Annotated in this window: 37 protein-coding genes; 5 read left to right on the forward strand and 32 right to left on the reverse strand. The window is 40.2% G+C overall.

Annotation, left to right across the window (positions count from 1 at the left end):
• From ACYH9I_RS06075 to ACYH9I_RS06085, 3 genes are all read right to left on the reverse strand, one after another.
• Window positions 1-264, reverse strand: a 264-nt coding sequence (locus ACYH9I_RS06075) for a helix-turn-helix domain-containing protein (RefSeq protein ID WP_483559679.1), incomplete at its 3' end; no start/stop codon positions are given.
• 1,319 nt (window positions 265-1,583) lie between these two features.
• Window positions 1,584-3,080, reverse strand: coding sequence for a hypothetical protein (locus ACYH9I_RS06080; protein ID WP_483559680.1), 1,497 nt, complete (start codon window positions 3,078-3,080; stop codon window positions 1,584-1,586).
• Between the two features lie 839 nt (window positions 3,081-3,919).
• Window positions 3,920-5,572, reverse strand: a complete 1,653-nt coding sequence (locus ACYH9I_RS06085; RefSeq protein ID WP_483559682.1) for a hypothetical protein — start codon at window positions 5,570-5,572, stop codon at window positions 3,920-3,922.
• Between the two features lie 585 nt (window positions 5,573-6,157).
• On the opposite strand from ACYH9I_RS06085, the gene fmt reads away from it, so the two are divergent.
• The 5 genes from fmt (at window position 6,158) to ACYH9I_RS06110 (ending at window position 9,955) form a co-directional block, all read left to right on the forward strand.
• Window positions 6,158-7,120: a methionyl-tRNA formyltransferase gene (fmt, locus tag ACYH9I_RS06090; RefSeq protein ID WP_483559684.1), complete on the forward strand. Its 963-nt coding sequence runs from the start codon at window positions 6,158-6,160 to the stop codon at window positions 7,118-7,120.
• A gap of 175 nt (window positions 7,121-7,295) precedes the next feature.
• The gene (gene fabI / locus ACYH9I_RS06095) at window positions 7,296-8,084 is read left to right on the forward strand and encodes an enoyl-ACP reductase FabI (protein WP_091347759.1); all 789 of its coding nucleotides are present in this window, start codon (window positions 7,296-7,298) and stop codon (window positions 8,082-8,084) included.
• Between the two features lie 201 nt (window positions 8,085-8,285).
• Window positions 8,286-8,858 (forward strand): peptidylprolyl isomerase, encoded by a 573-nt coding sequence (gene slyD / locus ACYH9I_RS06100; protein ID WP_483559686.1) that lies wholly within the window; start codon window positions 8,286-8,288, stop codon window positions 8,856-8,858.
• A gap of 167 nt (window positions 8,859-9,025) precedes the next feature.
• Window positions 9,026-9,697 (forward strand): RadC family protein, encoded by a 672-nt coding sequence (radC, locus tag ACYH9I_RS06105; RefSeq protein WP_483559687.1) that lies wholly within the window; start codon window positions 9,026-9,028, stop codon window positions 9,695-9,697.
• A gap of 54 nt (window positions 9,698-9,751) precedes the next feature.
• Window positions 9,752-9,955 carry a SlyX family protein gene (locus ACYH9I_RS06110; RefSeq protein WP_091347767.1) on the forward strand — a complete coding sequence of 68 codons (204 nt, stop codon included), beginning with the start codon at window positions 9,752-9,754 and terminating at the stop codon, window positions 9,953-9,955.
• 212 nt (window positions 9,956-10,167) lie between these two features.
• Here ACYH9I_RS06110 and rplQ read toward each other — a convergent pair whose 3' ends face one another.
• The 29 genes from rplQ to fdx form a co-directional block, all read right to left on the reverse strand.
• Window positions 10,168-10,554, reverse strand: a complete 387-nt coding sequence (rplQ, locus tag ACYH9I_RS06115) for a 50S ribosomal protein L17 (RefSeq protein WP_065558593.1) — start codon at window positions 10,552-10,554, stop codon at window positions 10,168-10,170.
• 29 nt (window positions 10,555-10,583) lie between these two features.
• A complete protein-coding gene (locus ACYH9I_RS06120) occupies window positions 10,584-11,573 on the reverse strand; it encodes a DNA-directed RNA polymerase subunit alpha (protein WP_091347769.1) in 990 nt (329 codons plus the stop codon).
• Window positions 11,574-11,598: 25 nt separating this feature from the next.
• On the reverse strand, window positions 11,599-12,219 hold the full coding sequence (gene rpsD / locus ACYH9I_RS06125; RefSeq protein WP_034911134.1) for a 30S ribosomal protein S4: 621 nt from the start codon (window positions 12,217-12,219) through the stop codon (window positions 11,599-11,601).
• 44 nt (window positions 12,220-12,263) lie between these two features.
• Window positions 12,264-12,653 (reverse strand): 30S ribosomal protein S11, encoded by a 390-nt coding sequence (rpsK, locus tag ACYH9I_RS06130; protein ID WP_025314405.1) that lies wholly within the window; start codon window positions 12,651-12,653, stop codon window positions 12,264-12,266.
• 15 nt (window positions 12,654-12,668) lie between these two features.
• Window positions 12,669-13,025 carry a 30S ribosomal protein S13 gene (gene rpsM, locus ACYH9I_RS06135; protein WP_091347772.1) on the reverse strand — a complete coding sequence of 119 codons (357 nt, stop codon included), beginning with the start codon at window positions 13,023-13,025 and terminating at the stop codon, window positions 12,669-12,671.
• 169 nt (window positions 13,026-13,194) lie between these two features.
• Window positions 13,195-13,308 carry a 50S ribosomal protein L36 gene (rpmJ, locus tag ACYH9I_RS06140; protein ID WP_025314403.1) on the reverse strand — a complete coding sequence of 38 codons (114 nt, stop codon included), beginning with the start codon at window positions 13,306-13,308 and terminating at the stop codon, window positions 13,195-13,197.
• A 26-nt stretch (window positions 13,309-13,334) separates the two neighbouring features.
• Window positions 13,335-14,675, reverse strand: coding sequence for a preprotein translocase subunit SecY (gene secY / locus ACYH9I_RS06145; protein WP_483559691.1), 1,341 nt, complete (start codon window positions 14,673-14,675; stop codon window positions 13,335-13,337).
• Between the two features lie 8 nt (window positions 14,676-14,683).
• Window positions 14,684-15,118, reverse strand: a complete 435-nt coding sequence (gene rplO / locus ACYH9I_RS06150; RefSeq protein ID WP_483559693.1) for a 50S ribosomal protein L15 — start codon at window positions 15,116-15,118, stop codon at window positions 14,684-14,686.
• Window positions 15,119-15,123: 5 nt separating this feature from the next.
• On the reverse strand, window positions 15,124-15,303 hold the full coding sequence (gene rpmD, locus ACYH9I_RS06155; RefSeq protein WP_025314400.1) for a 50S ribosomal protein L30: 180 nt from the start codon (window positions 15,301-15,303) through the stop codon (window positions 15,124-15,126).
• 6 nt (window positions 15,304-15,309) lie between these two features.
• Entirely contained in the window at window positions 15,310-15,810 is a 501-nt protein-coding gene (gene rpsE, locus ACYH9I_RS06160) for a 30S ribosomal protein S5 (RefSeq protein ID WP_025314399.1), read from the reverse strand.
• Window positions 15,811-15,824: 14 nt separating this feature from the next.
• Entirely contained in the window at window positions 15,825-16,178 is a 354-nt protein-coding gene (gene rplR, locus ACYH9I_RS06165; RefSeq protein WP_025314398.1) for a 50S ribosomal protein L18, read from the reverse strand.
• A gap of 9 nt (window positions 16,179-16,187) precedes the next feature.
• Entirely contained in the window at window positions 16,188-16,721 is a 534-nt protein-coding gene (rplF, locus tag ACYH9I_RS06170; protein WP_065638311.1) for a 50S ribosomal protein L6, read from the reverse strand.
• A gap of 11 nt (window positions 16,722-16,732) precedes the next feature.
• The gene (gene rpsH, locus ACYH9I_RS06175) at window positions 16,733-17,125 is read right to left on the reverse strand and encodes a 30S ribosomal protein S8 (protein ID WP_065567155.1); all 393 of its coding nucleotides are present in this window, start codon (window positions 17,123-17,125) and stop codon (window positions 16,733-16,735) included.
• A gap of 17 nt (window positions 17,126-17,142) precedes the next feature.
• Window positions 17,143-17,448 (reverse strand): 30S ribosomal protein S14, encoded by a 306-nt coding sequence (gene rpsN, locus ACYH9I_RS06180; protein ID WP_025314395.1) that lies wholly within the window; start codon window positions 17,446-17,448, stop codon window positions 17,143-17,145.
• An 11-nt stretch (window positions 17,449-17,459) separates the two neighbouring features.
• Window positions 17,460-17,999 (reverse strand): 50S ribosomal protein L5, encoded by a 540-nt coding sequence (gene rplE, locus ACYH9I_RS06185; protein ID WP_065558584.1) that lies wholly within the window; start codon window positions 17,997-17,999, stop codon window positions 17,460-17,462.
• Window positions 18,000-18,016: 17 nt separating this feature from the next.
• Entirely contained in the window at window positions 18,017-18,331 is a 315-nt protein-coding gene (gene rplX / locus ACYH9I_RS06190) for a 50S ribosomal protein L24 (RefSeq protein ID WP_065561017.1), read from the reverse strand.
• 10 nt (window positions 18,332-18,341) lie between these two features.
• Window positions 18,342-18,713 (reverse strand): 50S ribosomal protein L14, encoded by a 372-nt coding sequence (gene rplN, locus ACYH9I_RS06195; protein ID WP_025314392.1) that lies wholly within the window; start codon window positions 18,711-18,713, stop codon window positions 18,342-18,344.
• Between the two features lie 195 nt (window positions 18,714-18,908).
• Complete coding sequence (gene rpsQ, locus ACYH9I_RS06200; protein ID WP_034911151.1) at window positions 18,909-19,169, reverse strand: 30S ribosomal protein S17; 261 nt, start codon at window positions 19,167-19,169, stop codon at window positions 18,909-18,911.
• 1 nt (window position 19,170) lies between these two features.
• Window positions 19,171-19,362 carry a 50S ribosomal protein L29 gene (gene rpmC / locus ACYH9I_RS06205; RefSeq protein WP_034902373.1) on the reverse strand — a complete coding sequence of 64 codons (192 nt, stop codon included), beginning with the start codon at window positions 19,360-19,362 and terminating at the stop codon, window positions 19,171-19,173.
• Complete coding sequence (gene rplP, locus ACYH9I_RS06210; RefSeq protein WP_034911153.1) at window positions 19,363-19,773, reverse strand: 50S ribosomal protein L16; 411 nt, start codon at window positions 19,771-19,773, stop codon at window positions 19,363-19,365.
• A gap of 12 nt (window positions 19,774-19,785) precedes the next feature.
• On the reverse strand, window positions 19,786-20,523 hold the full coding sequence (gene rpsC, locus ACYH9I_RS06215; RefSeq protein WP_025314388.1) for a 30S ribosomal protein S3: 738 nt from the start codon (window positions 20,521-20,523) through the stop codon (window positions 19,786-19,788).
• Between the two features lie 14 nt (window positions 20,524-20,537).
• Window positions 20,538-20,870: a 50S ribosomal protein L22 gene (gene rplV, locus ACYH9I_RS06220; protein ID WP_034947997.1), complete on the reverse strand. Its 333-nt coding sequence runs from the start codon at window positions 20,868-20,870 to the stop codon at window positions 20,538-20,540.
• Window positions 20,871-20,883: 13 nt separating this feature from the next.
• Window positions 20,884-21,162, reverse strand: coding sequence for a 30S ribosomal protein S19 (gene rpsS / locus ACYH9I_RS06225; RefSeq protein ID WP_024496505.1), 279 nt, complete (start codon window positions 21,160-21,162; stop codon window positions 20,884-20,886).
• A 19-nt stretch (window positions 21,163-21,181) separates the two neighbouring features.
• A complete protein-coding gene (rplB, locus tag ACYH9I_RS06230) occupies window positions 21,182-22,006 on the reverse strand; it encodes a 50S ribosomal protein L2 (protein ID WP_091347782.1) in 825 nt (274 codons plus the stop codon).
• An 18-nt stretch (window positions 22,007-22,024) separates the two neighbouring features.
• Window positions 22,025-22,327: a 50S ribosomal protein L23 gene (gene rplW, locus ACYH9I_RS06235; protein WP_034885052.1), complete on the reverse strand. Its 303-nt coding sequence runs from the start codon at window positions 22,325-22,327 to the stop codon at window positions 22,025-22,027.
• Window positions 22,324-22,926: a 50S ribosomal protein L4 gene (rplD, locus tag ACYH9I_RS06240; protein ID WP_065586696.1), complete on the reverse strand. Its 603-nt coding sequence runs from the start codon at window positions 22,924-22,926 to the stop codon at window positions 22,324-22,326. Before rplD ends, rplW begins: the two co-directional genes overlap by 4 nt.
• 16 nt (window positions 22,927-22,942) lie before the next feature.
• Entirely contained in the window at window positions 22,943-23,569 is a 627-nt protein-coding gene (rplC, locus tag ACYH9I_RS06245; RefSeq protein WP_483559699.1) for a 50S ribosomal protein L3, read from the reverse strand.
• Window positions 23,570-23,600: 31 nt separating this feature from the next.
• The gene (gene rpsJ / locus ACYH9I_RS06250; RefSeq protein WP_006120582.1) at window positions 23,601-23,912 is read right to left on the reverse strand and encodes a 30S ribosomal protein S10; all 312 of its coding nucleotides are present in this window, start codon (window positions 23,910-23,912) and stop codon (window positions 23,601-23,603) included.
• Window positions 23,913-24,279: 367 nt separating this feature from the next.
• Window positions 24,280-24,618 (reverse strand): ISC system 2Fe-2S type ferredoxin, encoded by a 339-nt coding sequence (gene fdx / locus ACYH9I_RS06255; RefSeq protein WP_065638308.1) that lies wholly within the window; start codon window positions 24,616-24,618, stop codon window positions 24,280-24,282.
• Window positions 24,619-24,627: the final 9 nt, after the last annotated feature.

The raw sequence follows: 24,627 nt of genomic DNA on the forward strand, positions 1-24,627 counted from the left end.
AAACGCCAAAGCAGCTTGATTTTGTGAAAGATGATTGTCTATAAAATACCTGACCACTTTGTATTTAAAATCTGGAGAAAAATACCTTGGTTTTGTGACGGGTTTTAGTCCTTCAATGCCTTTTCTTTTATATAACTTTACCCACGACTCCACTGTACCGACAGGCACTTGAAAGTGCCAAGCGGTTAAACCATAACCATCATTACTCTTAAAATAATGTTCAATGACTTGTTTTTTAAAATCGAATGGATATTTTTTGGCCATAATTTTGTTCCCAAAAGTAGATTTAAACAATCCAACTTTTGGGGGGCAGTTCATTAAAGCGAATTCCCTAACAACCCACGCTTTGGCTGCAGAATGTGGCCTGCGGCTGCCCTCCGCCGTCGCTCGGTCTTAACGCACCGTTTGTGATGCGTTCCCGACGCAGCACAAACTCGCCAAACATCCCTGTTTGGCGTGCTAACCTCGCTCTGTTGTCGGCACATTCTGACGCCGGAATAAGACAAATAACATAACCATCGTTTTTGGGAAGATTGTTGTGTTTTTATAATTATATTGTTGATTTTATTTGAATTAAATGCCTACACGGCGTTAAGGCCGACCTGAAATAAAATTTTTTATCTTCCGCATTTCTAAACCACCTACACGGCGTTAAAGTAGAACTCAAGATTTGATAAATCTTGCTGTATAAAGATAAACAACAATTTCATCTTTGAAAACCCTTTTTTTGAGCTGTTTTTTAATGTGTTGATTTTATTTAATTTTAAATTGTCGTTAAAAAAAGGGTTTGGAGCGGTTAAATTGCTGTTATTAGGGTGCTATTTGTGGTTTTGTTGATTTGTTGTATGTCGGCGCTTTGCTTAGGTTGTGTAAGTGATTGATTTATCTTAAAAACAGAAAAATAAAAACTTCAATAAAATCAATACCTTTCCTGACCACTTTTTTGATGCAATTTCATTGCTTTTTTACACAAAAACAACTCACAAAAAAAACACCAAAGGTTATGCTGTTTGTCTTGTTCCGGCGTCAGAATGTGCCGACAACAGAGTGAGGTTAGCACGCCAAACAGGGATGTTTGGCGAGTTTGTGGTGCGCTTGGAGCGCGTCCACAAACGGTGCGTTAAGACCGAGCGACGGCGGACAAATTTGTCTGGAACAAATTTGAACACCTGAGCATAGCGAAGGTGGCCTCGAAGAGGCGAGTATCAGGATGATACGAGTAGCGTAGCCGAAGGCCACATTCTGCAGCCAAAGCGTGGGATTGCAAAGGGAATTCGCTTTAATTCCCTTTGCTCGGACGTGGTCACTGTGGCTATTTTGTTCACCTAAGGTCAAAACGTCCGAAACCTTGCCGTACTATAAATAGACCACAAACTTAAACCGCCACAGCGTAATCACTAGAATTGCCATCGACACTTTCAGCGTCGTCGGCGGGGGGGCGGCGCGATTGTGGCTTCGCCGCAACAGCGCAACCCTAAGGGAAAACGCCCCAACTTGCGCGGGGGCGTTATTCTTTGTTAGATTGTCCTCTCAGGCACCATAACCGCCCCGCGGACCAAGGATTAAGGACTAAACGCTAAAAACTAAGGTGCGGTGCAAACAGCAGCACCGCTGTAGGGAACAGCGTCGTTGCCGACGATGCCGAGGTTCGAGGTGACATAGTAGCCAAGGGTACCTGGCGCGTCACTCGCCCAGTAGCCGTGGGAAAGGAAGCCCGCATCAGCGTAGCGGCCCATGTGGCCCCACTCCGTGAAAAAACCTGCACCTATGTAACGCATGTAAGTATCACCAGATGAGGATGGTGAGGCGCTTAAGCTATTGTTTGAATTGGTTAAATCCTTTACTTGTGGCAAATGATACCCCAAACGACTACACCAAGATGAGTGGTTAGACTTAGTATCCTGTTTATCACCCCGATGGACGAACCACTGCTTTAACACAAATCCATACCTCACCTCATTACCTCGACTATCCCTACCGACTAACTCAAATGTCTGTGGCAAAGAGGGTACATCTAGAGGACTAGGATTATTTGAGTATATTTGAGCACCAGTTGCCCTAGGACCACTTAACTTAACACGTGTGACAACTTTTCTCCTATCAGCACGAGGAATCCAATCATCATTAGCTGTTACACTTGTCACTGTAGCCGTTATTGCACCACGAGTAACAGGAGACCACGTCAACTGCCTTCCATCTATTCCAGAAGGCATCTCTAAGTCAAAATACAATCCATCAGCACCCGTTGTCGGAAAGTTTCGGGCGTAAGAGGATGAGTCATCTGACTGAGTTAAAAAACCCCTTGTAGGAGACCATATGTTAGCTGGGCCGGCGTAACTGCGTATGCCATAGTCGAGATTCGGCCTTGCGTAACAAACACGAGCAGCACTGTTATACGGATTAATATAATAATTCACCGCAGCTCCACTAAAACTGGTTCTATTAGGAACACCGTACTGTGTTTGTAAATATCCCCCTGCACTACTTAAAGCTACCCTATAAGGAGCCTTACATTTACTTAATGCATCGTTACGATTAACTCTATTGCCATTTTTGTCCGTAAATAATACCGATATACGCCCTGTAGCCGTTACTCCATTAGCTCCCTGTCCATCCCCATCATCATCACGCCAATAATTATATCGAGTGATTAAATCACTTATACTCACTGAACTAACCGGTGACGGGACTATCATATCTATATCATCCAAAGTATTCCCTGAATAAGGCAATTCTATTGGATTTGATACACTTGATGTATTAGTAGACGGCGTGATTACCCGACCATCCTGCAACCGAATTGACAACAATTTATCCGTTGATGTGGCCCTTGTTCGACCATTGTCAAATGTTAAATACGGCGCACTACCCACGATATACCTTGATGTATACGCCGTTAATGCCGCAGAACCCTGTGAATACGACAACAACAACAATGACGCAAAGAACAACGCAGATTTCGCTACGCGAAATGACCTCGGTGATGAAAATAAGAATTGAGCTCGGTTTTGAATACCGTGAAAATTAAGAAGTTTTAGGGCGTAGGTTTGGCAGGCCAGATGCCAGATGCCAGATGCCATAAATGGTAACGCATTTCGATTATCCTGTCAAGTAATTTTTTGTTTTATTTACATTTTTCATAATTATCCGCTCAACTAATGAGCGTTCCCTTGCTTTAAAAGCGATGAAATTATAACCGGTTGATTAATAATGTGCTAGTTTTTTTGTTAAAAATTTTAAGGTTTTGTTAATTGCGGGCGGTTAAGCTTTTGGTGGCGTGTTTTGGGGAATGGTTTTGGTGATGTTTTTTTGAATAAAAAACATTAAATAAAAATTTAAATAAAATCAATACCTTTCCTGACCGATTTTTACTATGTTATTTTTATAGATTGCCGTGGAGTTGTTTTTTAACTTTGTTTTGAGGGCCAAGTCAGTTGGTGTATAACTAAAATCAAAAGCCATTCACACCCCAGTCGGGAAGTTGCAACCTAGATGCGTATGTTGCTGATTTAGCCATATCCCCCTAACTTTCTTCCCTTTTATCAGCAAGCTTGCATGACAATTTTAGGTTGAAAGTCTTGGGTGATGAATAAGTGCTGTGCTAGTAGTGCTAATTTTACTGTTAGGCATATTATGCCAAGTTTTAATTGATTCCATTCGTTAAATTAACACCACTATTTCAAAGTACACAACAAACACTTATCCACCAACTGCTTGGTTATTCTTATTTATTTCCCCCTGCCCCCACGCCAGCCACGCTTTTAGTGTGGGTGGTGGGGGCGCCGATTGTGGCTTCGCCGCAACAGCGCAACTCTAAGGGAAAATGCCCCAACTTACAGGGGGCTTTATTCTTTTTTATATTGTCCTCTCAGGCACCATCCCCCCCGCGGCCCAAGGATTAAGGACTAAGAAATAAAAGCTAAGGTGTGGTGCAAACAGCAAAGAAGTTGGTTCTAACACTGGAGCCGAAGACCATGCCGTAGGACGATAAGATATAGAAGCCATTGCTACCTTTGACGTCGCTTGACCAGAAGTAGGTGATGAAGAAGCCCGCATCAGCGTAGGAGGACACTAAGCCCCACTCCGTTAAAAATCCTGCACCTATGTGACGCATGTAATAATTACCTGATGAACTAGGTGCTGCGCCAGAAATAGGAGGATTACTTGTTTTGACTGCATTGGTTAAATCCTTAACCTGTGGCAAACGATAACCCAAACTATTACACCATGCTGTTTGATCTGAAACGGTACCACCTTTATTACCCCGATTGACGAACCACTGCCTCAACACAAATCCATAACGAATCTCATTACCTTGACTATCCCTACCCACCAACTCAAATGTCTGTGGCAAAGATGGACGTTCTAATGAACCTGGACTACTTGAACTTATTTGAGCACTATCAACTTTAGGACCATGCAACGTTACCCGTGTTACATTCTTGGATTTATCAGTAATCCATTGATCGGCTTGGACAGTATTTCCCAAAGGGTCTGTGAATGTCCCTGTTAGCGGCCTTGTCCAACTCACCGTTGCACCTAGACTGCCACTTGTGTTAACTGTCCAATTCAACTGACTTGCGTCAATACCTTCTATATCCAAATCAAAATACAATCCATCAGCACCCGTTGTAGGAAAATTTCGATCGTAAGATGATGGATTTGTAGACTGAACTAAAAAGCCCTTAGTAGAACTCCATATGTTAGATGGACCAGCATAGACGCCTATGCCATAGTTTAGATTCGGCCTGACCGATTGCACAAAGTAACAACCACCAGAAGAATCCGGCTTGATGTAATACTCTACACTGCCTCCAATAAATGTACTAATATTTGGTACACCATACTGTGTAGTTAAACTACCCCCTGTACTACTTAAGGTTATCTTATAAGGGGCACTACATTTACTTAATGTATCACCACGACTAACCGTAGTGCCATCTTTATCCTTTATTGCTAACGATATACTCCCTGATGCTGTTACTCCACCTGCTCCCTGTCCATCTCCATCATCATCTCCCCACTTCCCTTGTGTTATTAGACTATTTAAACTAATAGATGTTGTTCCCGACGGCAATACCGTATGAATATCATTAAATGTATAATTACCACTAGGTAACCTTATCGGATTTGTAGCACTCGATGTGTTAGTTGAAGGCGTGATAAATCTACCATCCGGCAACTCTATTGACAAAAAGCTGTCTGTATCCGTTGCCTTTGTCTGCCCACCATCAAACGTTAAATACGGTGCACTACCTTCTATTTCCTTTGATGTATTTGCCGTCAACGCCATAGAACACTGCGCATACGACAATAAGAGTAGCAACACAAAAAACAACGGCAATTTAGGTAATCTAAATAATTTAAGTAAGTCTGGCAATTTAGATAGAAAAGATAAGTGTCTCGGCCTTGGCGATAACCCTGCCGATAAACACGGCGACTTCACTAAGTGCAATGATTTTGATAATTTAGGTGATAAAAATAAGAACTGAGTCTGATTTAGACTACAGCAAAAATGAAAAAGATTTAGGGCGTAGGTTTGGCATGCCAGATGCCAGATGCCAGATGCCATACATGGTAACGCATTTCGATCATCCTGTCAAGTAAATTTTTGTTTTATTTGAATTTTTATAACTAATTGCTCAACTAATGAGCTTCCCCCTTTGCTTTGAAAGCGTTTAAATTATAACCGTTTGATTGATGGTGCGCTACTTTTTTATTAAATATTTGTAAAATTTTGTTAGATGTATAAGGTTAAGCTTTTGTCGGTGTTTTTTGGCTAAAAAACACCAAACAAAAACTTCAATAAAATCAATACCTTTCCTGACCGATTTTTGAGTGGTAATTGCGTTGTTTTTTAACAAAAAAACAACGCACAAAAACACCCCAAGGTTATGTTGTTTGCCTTGCTCCGGCATCAGAATATGCCGATAGCAAAGTGAGTTTGGCCATTGGCCACATTTGCAACCCAAGCATGGGCGTTAGGATGTTCGTTTTAATTCCCTGATTCGGTCAGGCCTTTGTCGCCATTTTGATCACTTAATCATAAACCTCCGAAACCACTCCCCCTAAACTAAACCATCCCCTTTTGCTTAAAGATTCTTAATTAAGTTTCGGGTATAATTAGTGTTATTTTTCGATTATGGATACAATACTTATGCCTAATGCCACTAAACCATTAAATATTATTTTTGCCGGTACCCCCGATTTTGCCGCCACTCATTTAAAGGCGCTTGTTGGTTCTGAACATAATGTGATTGCCGTTTTTACCCAACCCGATCGTCCAGCGGGGCGTGGCAATAAGCTGACGGCTAGCCCTGTTAAGCAACTCGCAATGGAATATAATCTGCCCGTTTATCAACCTGTAACCCTTAAAAAAGAAGAAAATCAAAAAATCATTGCTGATCTCAATGCCGATATTATGATTGTGGTTGCCTATGGGTTGATTTTGCCACAAGCAGTATTGGATATGCCTAGATTAGGCTGTCTAAATGTGCACGGTTCGTTATTACCCCGTTGGCGTGGTGCAGCACCAATTCAGCGTGCATGTTGGGCAGGCGATGAGCAAACAGGTATTACCATTATGCAGATGGATGCAGGGCTTGATACGGGTGATATGTTATATAAGCTGACCTGTCCAATCGAGCAAACCGATACCAGTGCATCACTATACGATAAACTGGCACAATTAGGACCGCAAGCGTTGCTCGATACGTTGGCGCTCATTACTGAACAAAAAATCCAACCCGAAAAGCAAGATCCGTCACAAGCAACTTATGCCGAAAAATTATCAAAGCAAGAAGCTAAACTCGATTGGAATTTGCCTGCCGAGCAACTTGAGCGTTGCGTTCGGGCTTTTAATCCATGGCCTGTTAGTTTTTTTGATGTTAACGGTGAATCGGTTAAGGTGTGGCAAGCTCATGTTGTGAAAATGGACTCAAAACAGCCGGCGGGGACGATTTTGCAAGCCAATAAAAATGGTATTTGTATTGCCACTAGCCAACATGCTTTGAATATGACGCTTTTACAACCTGCAGGGAAAAAGCCGATGTCGGCACAAGATTTGTTAAACTCACGTCAATCTTGGTTTTCTGTTGGCGAAAAACTTAATACCGATTAGACACGGCAATCTAACGGTGATGGTTGGTTATTAAGGTTGTAAACCATCGTTGATCACTTTGTTTTTAATTGAAAGCAATTTGCTAAAATTGAATTTATTGTGGCGAAGTTGACTTGATCAACATATAATCGTCACCATCCTAGACTATATAGTGAAAACATTAGAGGAATAATTTATGGGATTTTTAACAGGTAAACGTATACTCGTTACTGGTGTTGCAAGTAACCGTTCAATTGCTTACGGTATTGCACAAGCAATGCATCGTGAAGGTGCTGAACTTGCTTTTACTTACCAAAACGATAAATTAAAAGGTCGTGTTGAGGAGTTTGCCGCTGATTTTGGTTCAAAAATCGTGCTACCTTGTGATGTCGCGCACGATGAAAGCATTACTGAACTATTTACTGAACTTGCAAAAACATGGGATAAATTCGATGGTTTTGTTCATGCTATCGCTTTCGCACCAGGTGATCAATTAGATGGCGATTATGTTAATGCCGTTACCCGTGAAGGTTTTGCTATTGCTCACGATATTAGCTCTTATAGCTTTGTGGCTATGGCTAAAGCATGTCGTTCAATGCTAAATCCAAATTCAGCATTAGTAACACTTTCTTACCTTGGTGCTGAACGTGCAATCCCTAATTATAATGTGATGGGTCTTGCTAAAGCATCATTAGAAGCCAATGTGCGCTATATGGCAAATGCAATGGGGCCTGAGGGTGTTCGTGTTAATGGTATTTCTGCTGGTCCAATCCGTACGCTTGCAGCATCTGGCATTAAGGACTTTAAAAAGATGCTATCTCACTGCGAATCAGTCACGCCAATTCGTCGTACTGTGACAACCGAAGATGTGGGTAATTCAGCGGCATTTTTATGTTCTAATTTAGCTTCAGGTATTACCGGTGAAGTCATTCATGTCGACGGTGGATTTAGCATTGCGGCAATGAATGAGTTAGAACTTAAATAAGATTAATTTTTAAAACTCAAAAAAGGCATCAACCATTATTTTGATGCCTTTTTTAATGATAATAAATAACCAATTATTATCTTACTGCGTTATGTTATTCTTTTGTTAGTTTTGGGCGAAATAGAAAATTTAGAATACATAACTTCTTTTTTCCGCTAAAATCTAAAGTAATTTGCTCAATACAAGTCTGTTGGAGAAAAAATGAAAATAGCAAAAAATAAAGTAGTCAGTTTAGCATACCAAGTGCGCACTAAAGATGGTGTGTTAGTTGATGAAGCTACAGCTGCTGCACCGCTTGAATATTTACAAGGTGCCGGTAATTTATTACAAGATTTAGAAAAAGCATTAGAAGGCCATCAAGTTGGCGATAAATTTGATGTCGAAATCATTAACGCTTATGGTGATTTTAATGATGCACTGGTCCAAAATGTTCCACGCGATGTGTTTGTTGGTGTTGATGAGCTAGAAGTCGGTATGCGATTTTTTGCTGATACCGATCACGGCTCTTTACCCGTTGAAATCACGGCCATTGATGGCGATACGGTGACAGTTGACGGTAATCATATGTTAGCAGGACAAGATCTGCAGTTTAATGTCGAAGTTCTCGCTATTCGTGATGCAACAGAAGAAGAAATCGCACACGGTCATATTCATGGTGCTCACGGTCACGATCATGGGCACGGTAGCTGCGGTTGTGGCGGTCATGATCACGATGATGATGATGAAGCTCACGGTTGCTGTGGCGGTGGCCATGGCGGATGTGGCTGTCACTAGTTTTTATCACTTATTGATATTAAAAAGCGCTATACAGCGCTTTTTCTTTTTGTGCAAAACTGGTTAGTTTTTTGTGAAATAAGTCGTAATATTTTCTTTATTGAGTTTATCTAATTAGCCAATCTATTAATAATTTACTTTTAGTCATTAAATAAAATAAAAGTACAATGTCCTTAGAACGTTCCCAATTAATGCCGCGTGAAAAGCTGTTGAAATTTGGTGTCGAAACATTAAGTGATGCTGAACTGTTGGCTTTATTTTTACGGACAGGCACTCATAATTCGCCTGTTTTGGAATTATCACAAAATCTATTAAATGATTTTGGCTCTTTGTATAATTTAATTAATGCAAGTCATCGTGATTTTTGCCAAAAACATGGCCTAGGCACGGCTAAATATACGCAGCTAAAAGCAGTTGTTGAACTCTCATCCCGTTATTTGAAAGTGAAAATGACGCACGAAAATTCACTTTCTTCACCATCTGTCACACACCACTATTTAGCAAGTCGATTAGCCAATAAAGATCGTGAAATTTTTATGGTGATTTTTTTAGATAATCAACATCATGTCATTTCGTCAGAAGAGATGTTTGTCGGTACCTATAATTGTGTAGAAGTACACCCACGCGAAGTAGCAAGACGAGCATTACAACATAATGCAGCCGCATTAATTTTAGCCCATAATCATCCCTCAGGTATGGCGGAGCCCAGTCAAGCAGATCGTCATCTTACTCAAAAAATAGAAGAAGTTTGTGAATTAATTGATGTTCGAGTTATAGATCATATTGTTATTGGTAAGGGCGAATATGTCTCTTTTGCTGAACGCGGATGGATTTCGTAGCTGTTTTTACTTACAATGTAACTTGATCGACTAACTTATATATGAATCTATGCTATGAATAAACAATTAGAATTACTTGAAACCAAAGTCGCTTTTCAAGAAGTCACCATTGAAGAACTTAATCAGATGGTTACCAATCTTCAAGCTGATGTGAGTAAATTAAAAGAACAGTTGGTTTTATTGTCCCAAAAGCTACAAGCAACGCAACCATCAAATATTGCTAATTTATCTGAAGAAACACCACCACCTCATTATTAATAACATTTGAATCGTCCATCAATCACTGCTATTTAATAATTTGACTATCCAACAGGTAATCATGCATGGTATTGCCATTGATAGTAGCAAGTGGATGGATTGATAGCCTATCTTATATAAGCTTATCAATTAGTCAATCAAGGTATAATGAATATAAATTTAGAAAATAAAAAACCGGCACAAAGCCGGTTTTAGTTCACAATGATTTAAAACTATTCAGCTGTTGCTTCTGCTTCTACTGCAGGACGATCAACTAACTCGATATAAGCCATTGGAGCATTATCTCCATCACGGAAACCACATTTTAAAATACGTACATAACCACCAGGACGGGTAGCAAAACGTGGACCTAAATCTGAAAATAATTTTTTAACTGTATCTTTATCACGGATACGAGCAAAAGCCAAACGGCGATTAGCTACGCTATCGCTTTTGGCTAGCGTAATTAACGGTTCAACAACACGACGCAACTCTTTTGCTTTAGGCAATGTAGTTTTGATGATTTCATGTTCAACAAGTGAACTAGTCATGTTACGAAACATTGCTTGACGATGGCTGCTATTTCGGTTCAGTTGACGACCACTTTTACGATGGCGCATAACTTTATCCTTCTTATATAAATTTTATCTTAGTCTTCAACAATACTTGCTGGTGGCCAGTTCTCAAGACGCATGCCTAAAGATAAACCACGAGATGCGAGTACGTCCTTAATTTCAGTAAGTGATTTCTTACCAAGATTAGGGGTTTTAAGTAACTCAACTTCAGTACGTTGTACTAAATCACCAATATAATGAACTGCTTCTGCTTTTAAGCAATTAGCAGACCGAACAGTTAATTCCAAATCATCTACTGGACGTAATAGAATTGGATCAAATTCCGGTTTATCTTCTTTAACTTCTGGTTGACGTACATCACGTAAATCAACGAAAGCTTCAAGTTGTTCAGCCAAAATAGTCGATGCACGACGAATAGATTCTTCAGGATCGATAGTACCATTGGTTTCCATATCGATAACTAGTTTATCTAAATCCGTACGTTGTTCCACACGAGCAGCATCAACAGAATATGCAATGCGCTCTACAGGACTATAACATGCATCAACTAACAGACGACCAATTGGTCGATCTTCATCTTCTGACTTAACGCGAGCAGAAGCAGGGACATAACCACGTCCTCGTTGTACACGAATACGCATACTAATTGAAGCATTGGCATCAGTAAGATGACAAATTACTAAATCAGGATTAACAATTTCAACATCACCATCATGAGTGATATCTGATGCGGTTACTGCACCAATACCTGATTTATTTAAAGTCAGCATAACATCATCTTTAGTATGTACACGTACTGCTAATTTTTTCAAATTAAGCAGGATATCAAGTACATCTTCTTGAACGCCTTCTTTAGTACTGTACTCATGCAGAACACCGTCAATTTCAACTTCGGTTACTGCATATCCCGGCATAGATGATAATAAAATGCGGCGTAGTGCATTACCTAAAGTATGGCCAAAACCACGCTCAAGCGGCTCTAAAGTCACTTTGGCATGTGTCTGACTGTATTGAACAACATCAACTAGGTGAGGTTTTAAAAACTCTGTTACAGAACCCTGCATTATGTCCTCTCTTAAGTGCTAAACTTTACTTAGAGTAAAGTTCGACGATCAAATGTTCGTTGATGTCAGCTGATAAATCTGAACGTTCTGGTAAGCGTTTAAACACACCTTCCATTTTGCTAGCATCAACTTCTAACCATGTTGGTTTTTCACGTTGTTCAGCTAGCTCTAAAGCGGCTTTAATACGTGCTTGTTTTTTTGATTTTTCGCGAACACTAATCACATCTTCAGGTGATACTTGATAAGATGCAATGTTCACAACGCGACCATTAACAAGAACAGCTTTATGACTAACTAATTGACGAGCTTCAGCGCGAGTTGCACCAAATCCCATGCGATAAACAACGTTATCTAAGCGACGTTCTAAAAGACCAAGTAGGTTTTCACCAGTGTTGCCTTTAATACGCGCTGCACTTTTGTAGTAATTACGGAATTGACGTTCTAAAATTCCATAAATACGTCTAACTTTTTGTTTTTCACGTAACTGAACACCATAATCGGATAAACGCGGTTTACGCGCACCATGCTGTCCAGGAGCTTGTTCTAATTTACATTTACTATCAATCGCTCGGACGCCAGACTTAAGGAATAAATCTGTACCTTCACGGCGACTTAATTTGAGTTTTGGTCCCAAATATCTTGCCATTTTATTTCTCCAATAATCCTAAACATTCAATGTTTAATAAAAAATTAAACACGACGTTTCTTTGGTGGACGACAACCGTTATGAGGAATCGGAGTAACATCAGTAATGTTAGTGATGCGATAACCCGCTGCATTTAATGCACGAATTGTTGACTCACGACCAGGACCAGGTCCTTTAACCATAACTTCTAGATTCTTAATTCCGTAATCTTTGACGGCTTCAGCACAACGTTCTGCGGCCACTTGAGCTGCAAAAGGTGTTGATTTACGAGAGCCACGGAAACCAGAACCACCAGCGGTTGCCCAACCTAACGCATTACCTTGACGATCGGTAATAGTTACGATTGTATTGTTGAATGATGCATGAATATGAGCTATACCATCAGAAACTTGCTTTTTTACACGTTTACGTGTACGAACAGGTGTCTTTGCCATTTAATTATACCTCAATTATTTCTTGATTGGCTTACGCGGTCCCTTACGGGTACGAGCGTTAGTCTTTGTGCGTTGACCACGGACTGGAAGTCCACGACGGTGACGCATGCCACGATAACAACCAAGGTCTAATAAACGCTTGATACTCATAGTTACTTCACGACGTAAATCACCTTCAACTGTGAATTTAGCGACTTGTTCACGTAACTTTTCAATCTGATCTTCAGATAGTTCTCTGATCTTCACATGTTCAGCAATACCAGCTTCAGCACAAATTGTCTTAGCGCGGGTACTTCCGATACCATAAATAGCTTGTAAAGCAATTACAGCATGTTGTTGATCAGGAATGTTAATGCCTGCTATACGGGCCACTATGCACTCCTTTATTGTTAATGTTTAGTGAATTCACCATACTGAAAAGCCCGTTTTCAGGATACTCAAACAGTGAATTCACAAATAAATCTAGGCTGGCTATTCTAGCCAGCTTTACTATACTTTGGCAAGTAAAATATGCAAAAGCACAACTTTCCAGTTAAATAAATTAACCTTGACGTTGTTTATGTTTACCTTCAACGCAAATAACACGAACAATGCCATTACGTTTGATGATTTTACAATTTCTGCATAATTTCTTGACTGAAGCACGAACTTTCATGTTTTTCTCCGTAACTTCTGGCTAACTTATCGGCCGTAGCCTTTAAGGTTCGCTTTCTTTAACACTGACTCATAACGATTTGGCATCATTAAAGTCTGTACTTGTGCCATAAAATCCATGATTACAACAACAACGATTAATAAAGATGTTCCGCCAAACTGAACAGGAACTTTCATCGCGCTTGTCATAAACATTGGAACCAAACATACAAAAGTAATGTAGATTGCGCCAATTAGCGTTAAACGAGTCATTACTTTGTCAATATACTTAGATGTTTGTTCACCTGGACGAATACCTGGAATAAATGCACCAGATTTTTTAAGCTGATCTGCTGTTTCTCTAGGATTGAAAACCAATGCTGTATAGAAGAAACAGAAGAAAATAATCGCTACTGCAAAAAAGATTATGTATAACGGTTGATCATGAGAGAAATATTGATTGATAAGTACCATAATATATCTCCATCCTTCACCATCTCCTTGGAACCAAGCAGCCATCATTGATGGTAACATAGCAATTGTTGAAGCAAATATTGCAGGAATAACGCCTGCCATATTAATCTTTAATGGTAAATGCGTACTTTGCGCAGCGTAAACACGACGACCTTGTTGTCGTTGTGCATAATTAACAACAATTCGTCGTTGACCACGCTCAACAAACACAACAAAATAAGTTACACCGACCACTAATGCAGCAACAACTAATAATAAAATCGGATGCAATGAACCAGAGCGAGCTTGTTCAATTGTTTCATAAATAGCATGAGGAAGACTTGCCACGATACCTGCAAAGATAATGATTGAAATACCATTACCTACACCTCGTTCAGTAATCTGCTCACCCAACCACATAAGAAACATAGTGCCAGTAACTAAGCTAACCGATGCAATAAAATAGAAAGAAAATCCTGGATTAATCACAACGTGACCATAATCAGGAATATTCGGTAAACCAGTCGCAATACCAACAGCCTGTATAATCGCTAAAGCTAATGTGCCATAACGAGTGTACTGACTAATTTTTTTACGACCAGATTCACCTTCTTTCTTTAATTCTGCTAATTTAGGGCTAATTGCCGTTAATAACTGTACAATAATTGATGCAGAAATATAAGGCATTATCCCTAAAGCAAAAATTGAAGCACGGCTTAAAGCACCACCAGAGAACATATTGAACATACCCACAAGACCATTTGATGATGCTCGTGTTAGTAAGTCCGATAACGCTTTAGTATCAATACCAGGAACAGGAATGTAAGAACCAAGACGAAAAACAATAAGCGCTAAAAGCACAAACATCAAACGCCTTTTGAGTTCACCACTGCCACCTCGTGCACTTTGAAAATCTAATCCTGGTTGCTTTGCCATCTTTCTACTTATTCCTCAATTTTTCCGCCAGCAGCTTCAATTGCAGCTTTAGCACCTTTAGTTACACGAATACCACGAACAGTTACTGGTTTAGTTACTTCACCAGATAACATGATTTTTGCATATTCAATTTGTGAGTTAATCACATTTGCAACTTTTAAGCTATTTAGGTCAACAATATCGCCTTCAACTTTCATTAGATCTGAAAGACGAACTTGAGCTGTAACTTGAGCTTTACGAGAGGTAAAACCAAATTTAGGTAAGCGACGATATAAAGGCATTTGACCACCCTCAAAACCGCGACGAACGCCACCGCCTGAACGAGATTTTTGACCTTTAATACCACGAGTACCTGTTTTACCTAAACCAGAACCGATTCCTCGGCCTAGACGTTTTGGTGCATGCTTTGAACCTTCAGCAGGAGATAAAGTATTTAAACGCATTACTATTACTCCTCTACTTTAACCATGTAATAAACTTGGTTTACCATACCGCGAATCGCAGGTGTATCTTCACGCTCAACAGTATGACCAATACGACGTAATCCAAGACCAACTAACGTCGCTTTATGCTTCGGTAGACGACCAATAGAACTACGGGTTTGTGTAATTTTAATTGTTTTTGCCATGGCTAATTACCCCAAAATTTCTTCGACGGTTTTACCACGCTTAGCAGCAACCATTTCAGGTGATTTCATATTTTCTAAGCCATCAATTGTTGCACGAACCACATTAATTGGGTTAGTAGAACCATATGCCTTAGCTAAAACGTTACGAACACCTGCAACTTCTAAAACAGCACGCATTGCACCACCGGCGATAATACCAGTACCTTCTGACGCTGGTTGCATATAAACACGAGAACCTGTGTGAGCACCTTTAACAGGATGCTGTAAAGTATCGTTATTTAAAGCAACGTTAATCATGTTACGACGTGCTTTTTCCATTGCTTTTTGAATTGCTGCTGGCACTTCACGTGCTTTACCATATCCAAAACCTACGCGGCCATTACCGTCACCAACAACTGTTAGTGCAGAAAAACTAAAAATACGACCACCTTTTACGGTTTTAGAAACTCGGTTAACTGCGATTAGTTTTTCCTGCAGTTCACCAGCTTGTTTTTCGATGTTTGACATCTTTAACTCCTACCTTAGAACTGTAGGCCAGCTTCGCGAGCAGCATCTGCTAGCGCCTGAACTCGACCATGATATTGGAAACCCGAACGATCAAATGAAACTTCTTTGATATCTTTCGCTAATGCACGTTCAGCAATTGCTTTACCAACCGCTGCTGCTGCATCTTTGTTTCCGGTGTATTTTAAACTTTCACTGATAGCTTTTTCTAATGTAGAAGCGGCTGCCAGTACTTCTGATCCGTTTGGTGCGATAATCTGCGCATAAATATGACGCGGAGTGCGATGAACCACTAAGCGAGTTGCAAGTAGTTCATGCATCTTGCGACGCGCTTTAGTTGCACGACGGATACGAGCTGATTTCTTATCCATAGTGTTACCTTACTTTTTCTTAGCTTCTTTAGTACGCACAACTTCATCTGCGTAACGAACACCTTTACCTTTATAAGGCTCAGGACGACGATAAGCACGGATATCAGCAGCTACTTGTCCAATTAACTGTTTATCAGCACTTTTTAGTACGATTTCAGTTTGAGAAGGACATTCAGCTGTTACACCTGCAGGTAATTGATGTTCAATTGGATGTGAATATCCAAGAGATAAACCAATTGCATTACCTTTTACTTGTGCACGATAACCGACACCAACTAGCTGAAGTTTTTTAGTAAAACCTTCAGTAACACCAATAACCATTGCGTTAATCAATGCACGAGCAGTACCAGCTTGAGCCCAAGCATCTGCAAATCCATCACGAGGAGCAAATTTAATTTGACCTTCTTCTTGATTAATCACAACAGCATTATTTATTGTGCGAGATAACTCGCCATTTTTACCTTTAATCGTAATTACCTGACCATTGAGTTTTACCTCTACGCCAGCAGGAACAACGACAGGTGCTTTTGCAACACGAGACATCTTTTTCTCCCTTACGCTACGTAGCAGATAATTTCACCACCAAGACCTGCTTGGCGTGCTGCACGATCAGTCATAACACCTTTAGAAGTAGAAACAACCGCAATACCTAGTCCAGCCATAACTTTTGGTAATTCATCTTTACGTTTATAAATACGTAAACCTGGACGGCTAACACGTTTGATACTTTCTACAACAGCTTTGCCTTGGAAATATTTTAAAGTGATTTCCAATTCTGGCTTAGTGTCACCAACAACTTTATAGTCCCCAATATAACCTTCTTCTTTTAGCACATTGGCAATTGCCACTTTTAGCTTAGAGGAAGGCATGGTGACTGCAACTTTATTCGCAGATTGACCGTTACGAATACGGGTCAACATATCTGCTATAGGATCTTGCATGCTCATCTATAACACTCCCCTGATTACCAACTTGCCTTTTTAAGACCAGGAATCTCACCACGCATGGCTGACTCACGAACCTTAATACGGCTTAAACCAAACTTACGAAGGACGCCATGAGGACGACCAGTTTGACGACAACGACGACGTTGACGTGATGGACTAGAATCACGAGGAAGCGTTTGCAATTTAAGCACTGCATTCCAACGATCTTCATCTGATGCATTAAGATCAGAGATAATCGCTTTTAATTCTTGACGCTTTGCAAAATATTTTTCTGCTAGCTTTACGCGTTTCTTGTCGCGTTCAATCATTGATTGTTTAGCCATTATGCCCTACCTTACTTACGAAATGGGAAGTTAAAGGCAGATAATAAAGCTCGGCCTTCTTCATCTGATTGTGCACTTGTTGTGATAGTAATATCTAAACCACGAACACGATCAACTTTATCATAATCGATTTCAGGGAAAACGATTTGCTCACGAACACCCATGCTATAGTTACCACGACCATCAAAAGATTTTGCGCTTAAACCACGAAAATCTCGAGTACGAGGAAGAGCAATATAAACTAGACGTTCAAAAAATTCCCACATACGTTCGCCACGTAAAGTGACTTTACAACCAATAGGATACCCTTGACGGATTTTAAAACCAGCAACTGATTTGCGTGCTTTTGTGACAAGTGGTTTTTGACCACTGATTGCAGCTAAATCTGCAACCGCATTATCTAATAATTTCTTATCAGTAATTGCTTCACCCACACCCATATTCAAGGTGATCTTTTCGATCCGAGGGACTTGCATGACAGATTTGTAGCCAAACTGTTCTTGCAGTTTATTTACTACCTGTGCTTTGTAGTAATCATGCAGTTTCGCCATCGTACACTCCAAATTACTTAATTGATTAATTCATTAGTAGACTTATAAAAACGGACTTTTTTGCCGTCTTCAATACGAAAGCCTACGCGATCTGCTTTGCCTGTAGCTGGGTTGAAAATTGCTACGTTAGAAACATTAATTGCTGCTTCTTTTTCAACAATTCCACCTTCTTGATTTAATGCAGGTACTGGTTTTTGATGTTTTTTCACCAAATTAATACCTTCAACAATCACTTTGCCTGTAGACAAAACGCTTTTTACTTTACCGCGTTTACCTTTATCTTTACCGGTTAACACGATAACTTCATCTTCTCGACGGATTTTCGCTGCCATTACCCGCTCCTTACAGTACTTCTGGTGCTAATGAAATGATCTTCATAAACTTCTCAGAACGAAGTTCACGAGTGACCGGTCCAAAAATACGCGTACCAATCGGTTGCTCACTGTTATTGTTTAAAATAACACAAGCGTTACGATCGAAACGAATGACAGATCCATCAGGACGACGAACACCTTTTCTAGTGCGCACTACAACAGCTTTAAGCACATCACCTTTTTTAACTTTACCACGTGGAATTGCTTCTTTAATGGTAACTTTGATGATATCACCAACCGCTGCATAACGACGGTGCGATCCACCGAGAACTTTGATACACATTACACTACGTGCGCCAGAGTTATCGGCAACATCTAGCCTTGTCTGTTCTTGGATCATTTTAATGCTCCGTATAAATAAATTATTGTCTAATCTACCTTCATCCACCTCAACTACCATGGATAAGAATAGACAACCAAAAACCCACTTACGTGAGGGCGCATAGTATAACACCACTCAAATAAAATGGATAGCATAAAATAAACGGCCACTCAGCCGTTTATTATATTATGTACAGTTTTTAATCAAAAAAGATTAGATAACTGCTTTTTCAACGATTCGAACAAGAGTCCAAGATTTGGTTTTTGATAATGGACGACACTCTTTAATTTCTACAGTATCACCAATACCACACTCGTTGTTTTCATCATGTACATGCAATTTAGTCGTACGTTTAATGAACTTACCATATAACGGATGCTTCACTTTACGTTCAATAGCAACAGTAATAGATTTATCCATTTTGTCGCTAATAACACGACCTTGCTGAGTACGAATTTTTACTTCAGTAGTCATATTACGCACCCGCCTTCTCAGTTAATAACGTTTTAACACGTGCAATATTACGACGCACTTGTTTTAACATATGAGTCTGTGTTAACTGACCTCCAGCTAATTGCATACGTAAGTTAAATTGCTCACGTAATAAATTAAGAAGTTCAGTATTTAACTCTTCAACGCTTTTTTCGCGTAGCTCTTTTGCTTTCATTTACATCACCGTCTTAATCACAAAGGTGGTTTTAATTGGCAGTTTTGCAGCTGCCAACGCAAATGCTTCACGAGCAACTTCTTCCGGTACACCGTCCATTTCATAAAGGACTTTACCTGGTTGAATCTGAGCAACCCAGTATTCAACGTTACCCTTACCTTTACCCATACGCACTGCAAGTGGTTTTTCGGTAATTGGTTTATCAGGGAAAACTCGAATCCAGATTTTACCTTGACGCTTAACTGCACGAGTCATTGCACGACGTGCTGCTTCGATCTGGCGCGCAGTCAAACGACCACGACCTACAGCCTTAAGACCGAATGTACCGAAACTAACATCAGTACTTACAGCAAGACCACGATTGCGGCCCTTGTGCACTTTACGGAATTTTGTACGCTTTGGTTGTAACATCAGCGACGCTCCTTATTGTTTTCGGCCTTTTCGCTGCTTTTTCGGTTGAGCAGCAGGTTGTTTTTCTGCTTGTTCAACGGCAGCCATACCACCAAGGATCTCACCTTTGAAGATCCACACTTTAACACCAATAATACCATAGGTAGTTAATGCTTCAGACAAACCATAGTCGATGTCCGCTCGTAATGTGTGTAAAGGTACACGACCTTCACGATACCATTCGCTACGAGCAATTTCAGCGCCGCCTAAACGACCACTTACTTCAACTTTGATACCTTTAGCACCCGCCTTCATTGCATTTTGAACCGCACGTTTCATAGCACGACGGAACATAACACGGCGTTCTAATTGAGAAGTGATACTATCAGCAACTAATTTTGCATCAAGTTCTGGTTTACGAACTTCAGCAATATTAATTTGTACTGCAACATCACGTTTTTCTCTTTTGTCTTTATATTTATTGACAATAGAAGCTACGGCATTACGTAATTTTTCAACGTCCTCGCCTTTTTTACCAATCACAATACCCGGACGAGCAGTGTGGATAGTAATACGAACGTTAGTTTCTGCTGAACGGTCGATCACAATCTTAGAGATTGACGCTTGTGCTAATTCTTTGTTCAAGAATTCACGCACTCTAAAATCACTTTCTAAATTATCAGCGAATGTCTTTGTACCCGAATACCATGTAGATGTCCAAGGCTTGACGATGCCTAAACGGATACCATTTGGATTTACTTTTTGACCCATTGCTATTCTCCAGCCTAGCGATCTGAAACGATCACGGTGATGTGACTCGTACGCTTCAAAATTCGATCTGCACGACCTTTCGCACGAGGCATAATACGCTTCATGGTTGGGCCTTCATCTACGAAAATTTTCGCAACTTTTAGATCATCAATATCAGCACCATCGTTATGCTCTGCATTAGCAATAGCAGACTCTAATACTTTTTTAACAAGTACAGCCGCTTTTTTATTGGTGTACGTTAAAATATCTAGTGCCTGAGACACATTCTTACCGCGAACAAGATCTGCAACTAAGCGAACTTTTTGTGCAGAAGAACGAGCGTGGCGGTACTTTGCAATTGTTTCCATCTCTTTCTCCTACTTATTTCTTCTTAGCTTTCTTATCGGCTGCGTGACCGCGATAAGTACGAGTCGGCGCGAATTCACCCAATTTATGACCAACCATTTCGTCGGAAACATAAACTGGAACGTGCTGACGACCATTATGGACAGCGATGGTCAATCCGATCATATTAGGAAAGATCGTTGAACGACGGGACCAAGTACGAATTGGTTTCTTGTCCCCGCTTTCCACCGCTTTCTCTACCTTCTTCAGCAAGTGTAGGTCAATGAAAGGACCCTTCTTGAGAGAACGTGGCATAGCTAATCCTCTATATTAATTATTTCTTATTGCGACGGCGAACAATATACTTATCAGTACGTTTGTTGCTACGCGTTTTCAATCCTTTGGCTTTTTGACCCCATGGAGACACAGGATGTTTACCAAAGTTACGACCTTCACCACCACCATGTGGATGGTCTACCGGGTTCATTGCTGTACCACGAACAGTAGGACGAATACCACGCCAACGCGATGCACCCGCTTTACCTAATACGCGAAGCATATGCTCTGAATTACCCACTTCACCAACAGTGGCGCGGCAATCAGATAATACTTTACGCATTTCACCTGAACGTAGACGTAATGTTACATAAGCACCATCACGCGCAACGATTTGAACATAACTACCAGCAGAGCGAGCAAGTTGTCCGCCTTTACCTGGTTTCATTTCAATATTATGCACGGTAGAACCTACTGGAATATTGCGCATTGGTAAACAGTTACCTGTTTTAATCGATGCATCAACACCAGATTGGATCTGATCACCTGCTTTTAAGCCTTTAGGCGCTAAAATATAACGACGTTCACCGTCTTTATATAAAACCAATGCAATATTTGCACTACGGTTTGGATCATATTCCAAACGCTCAACAACTGCTGGAATACCATCTTTATTACGCTTAAAATCGACAATACGATAATGTTGTTTATGACCACCACCAATATGACGGGTAGTGATACGACCATTATTATTGCGACCACCAGTTTTGCTTTTTGAATCAAGCAACGGTGCATAAGGCTTACCTTTATGCAACTCTGGGTTAACCACTTTAACAACGTGGCGACGACCCGGAGATGTAGGTTTACACTTAACAACTGCCATTGTTCTTACTCCTCCGAATTACTCAGCGACGCCAGCAAGGTCTAAATTTTGACCTTCTGCTAAAGTAACGTAAGCTTTTTTCCAGTCGCTACGGCGACCGATTTGTTGACCACGACGTTTAACTTTACCTTTAACAACAAGAGTATTAACGTCATCTACTTTAACTTCAAATAGTTGTTCAACTGCGGCTTTAATCTCTCTCTTAGTAGCATCTTTAGCAACTTTCAATACTAATGTATTTGTTTTTTCCATTGAAATAGATGCTTTTTCAGAAACATGTGGTGCTCGCAGGACTTTAAGCAGACGCTCTTCACGAATCATGCTAACATCTCCTCTACTTGTTTAACAGCATCAACAGTGATAACCACTTTGTCAAATGCAATCAAACTAACTGGATCAATACCTGCCACATCACGCACATCAACTTTATGTAAGTTGCGTGCTGCTAAGAAAAGATTTTCATCAACTTCAGAAGCGATAATAAGAACATCATTAAGGTTCATATCATTTAATTTCTGAGTTAATAATTTAGTCTTAGGTGCTTCAACAGTAAATGTTTCAACCACAACTAAACGTTCTTGACGCACTAATTCAGAGAAAATACTCTTTAATGCACCACGATACATTTTACGGTTAACTTTTTGGCTATGATCTTGTGGTTTTGCTGCAAATGTCACACCACCACTACGCCAAATTGGGCTCTTAACAGAACCTGCACGAGCACGACCTGTGCCTTTTTGACGCCATGGTTTTTTGCCTGAACCAGCGATTTCTGCACGAGTTTTTTGTGCGCGAGAGCCCTGACGAGCAGCAGATGCATAAGCAACAACTACTTGATGAACTAACGCTTCATTAAACTCACGTCCGAAGGTAGTTTCGGAAACAGAAAGCGCTTGCGCGTCTTTTACTACTAATTCCATCTCTATCTCCTCGACGTTAAGCCTTGATTGCCGGTTTAACAATTACGTCACTATTGATTGCGCCAGGAACTGCACCTTTAATTAATAAAAGATTGCGTTCAGCATCAACACGTACAATATCTAAGTTTTGAACGGTTACACGTTCATTACCTAAGTGACCTGCCATTTTACGACCTTTGAACACTTTACCTGGAGTTTGGTTTTGACCGATAGAGCCATGACCACGGTGTGCCAAAGAGTTACCATGAGTTGCATCTTGAGTACGGAAATTCCAACGTTTAGTTACGCCAGCAAAACCTTTACCTTTAGATGTTCCAGTAACATCAACTTTTTTAACGTCTGTGAAAATATCAACGTTAATACTTTGACCTACAGTAAATTCGCCTTCTTCAAAACGAAACTCCCATAGACCACGACCAGCTTCAACGCCAGCCTTAGCGAAATGACCTGCTTCAGGCTTGTTTACGCGACTTGCTTTTTTGCTGCCAGTAGTAACCTGAATAGCTTGATAACCATCATTATCAAGTGTTTTAACTTGAGTAACACGGTTGCTTTGAACTTCAACTACGGTGACAGGAATAGAAACACCTTCTTCAGTGAAGATACGTGTCATTCCTACTTTACGACCGATTAAACCAATCATTGTTTCGACCTCTCAATCATTCAGCTTAGGATTAACCTAAACTGATCTGCACATCAACACCGGCAGCAAGATCTAGACGCATTAAAGCATCAACTGTTTTTTCAGTTGGCTCAACAATATCAACTAGACGTTTATGAGTGCGAATCTCGTATTGATCACGCGCATCTTTATTAACGTGCGGAGAAATCAATACAGTAAAACGCTCTTTGCGTGTCGGTAATGGAATAGGACCACGAACTTGCGCACCAGTGCGCTTCGCAGTTTCTACAATTTCAGCAGTTGATTGATCAATCAAACGATGATCAAACGCTTTTAACCGGATACGGATTCTTTGGTTCGACATGAGACCAGAGCTCCATTATTTAAAAGTTATAACAAAAGACTACTCCTCTTGCCCTGTTTCGATTGACAGGAGAGTGTAATCCGTTCTTTTTCGTAACCCCCAGATCGGGAGTATTGTTGATATAATTAGCTATTTTCTACATAACGATTATATCTTTTTATCATTTGCTTATATAAAGGCAATAAACAAAGTGGATAGATTATACTCCTTTAGTTAACTAACGGCAAGAAATAAATACAGATATTTAGATTTAAAGATAAAGCGATTTTTCTGGTTATTGATTTATCGGTATCAAATTTCAATCAACTAACCAGATTTAATATTTATTTTTATATAGTGGGTAATCATTCGTTATTATGATAACGAGTTAATGATCTTCTTTGGCATGATTAAGGCTATATCTAGGAATTTCGACCTCTAGATCTTGATTCGTGACACGAGCTTGACAACTTAAACGGCTATGAGGTTCAACACCCCACGCTTTGTCTAGCATGTCATCTTCTTGCTCATCACTTTCTTCTAAAGAATCGAACCCTTTGCGAACAATACAATGGCATGTAGAACAAGCACATGACATTTCACACGCATGCTCAATTTCAATATCATTGCGCAATGCCACTTCTAAAATAGATTCGCCTTCTTGTGCCTCAACAGTTTTTCCATCTGGGCAAAGATCGGCATTCGGTAAAAAAGTAATTTTTGGCATAATAATCTC

The organism is Gilliamella sp. X-23 (assembly GCF_057063545.1).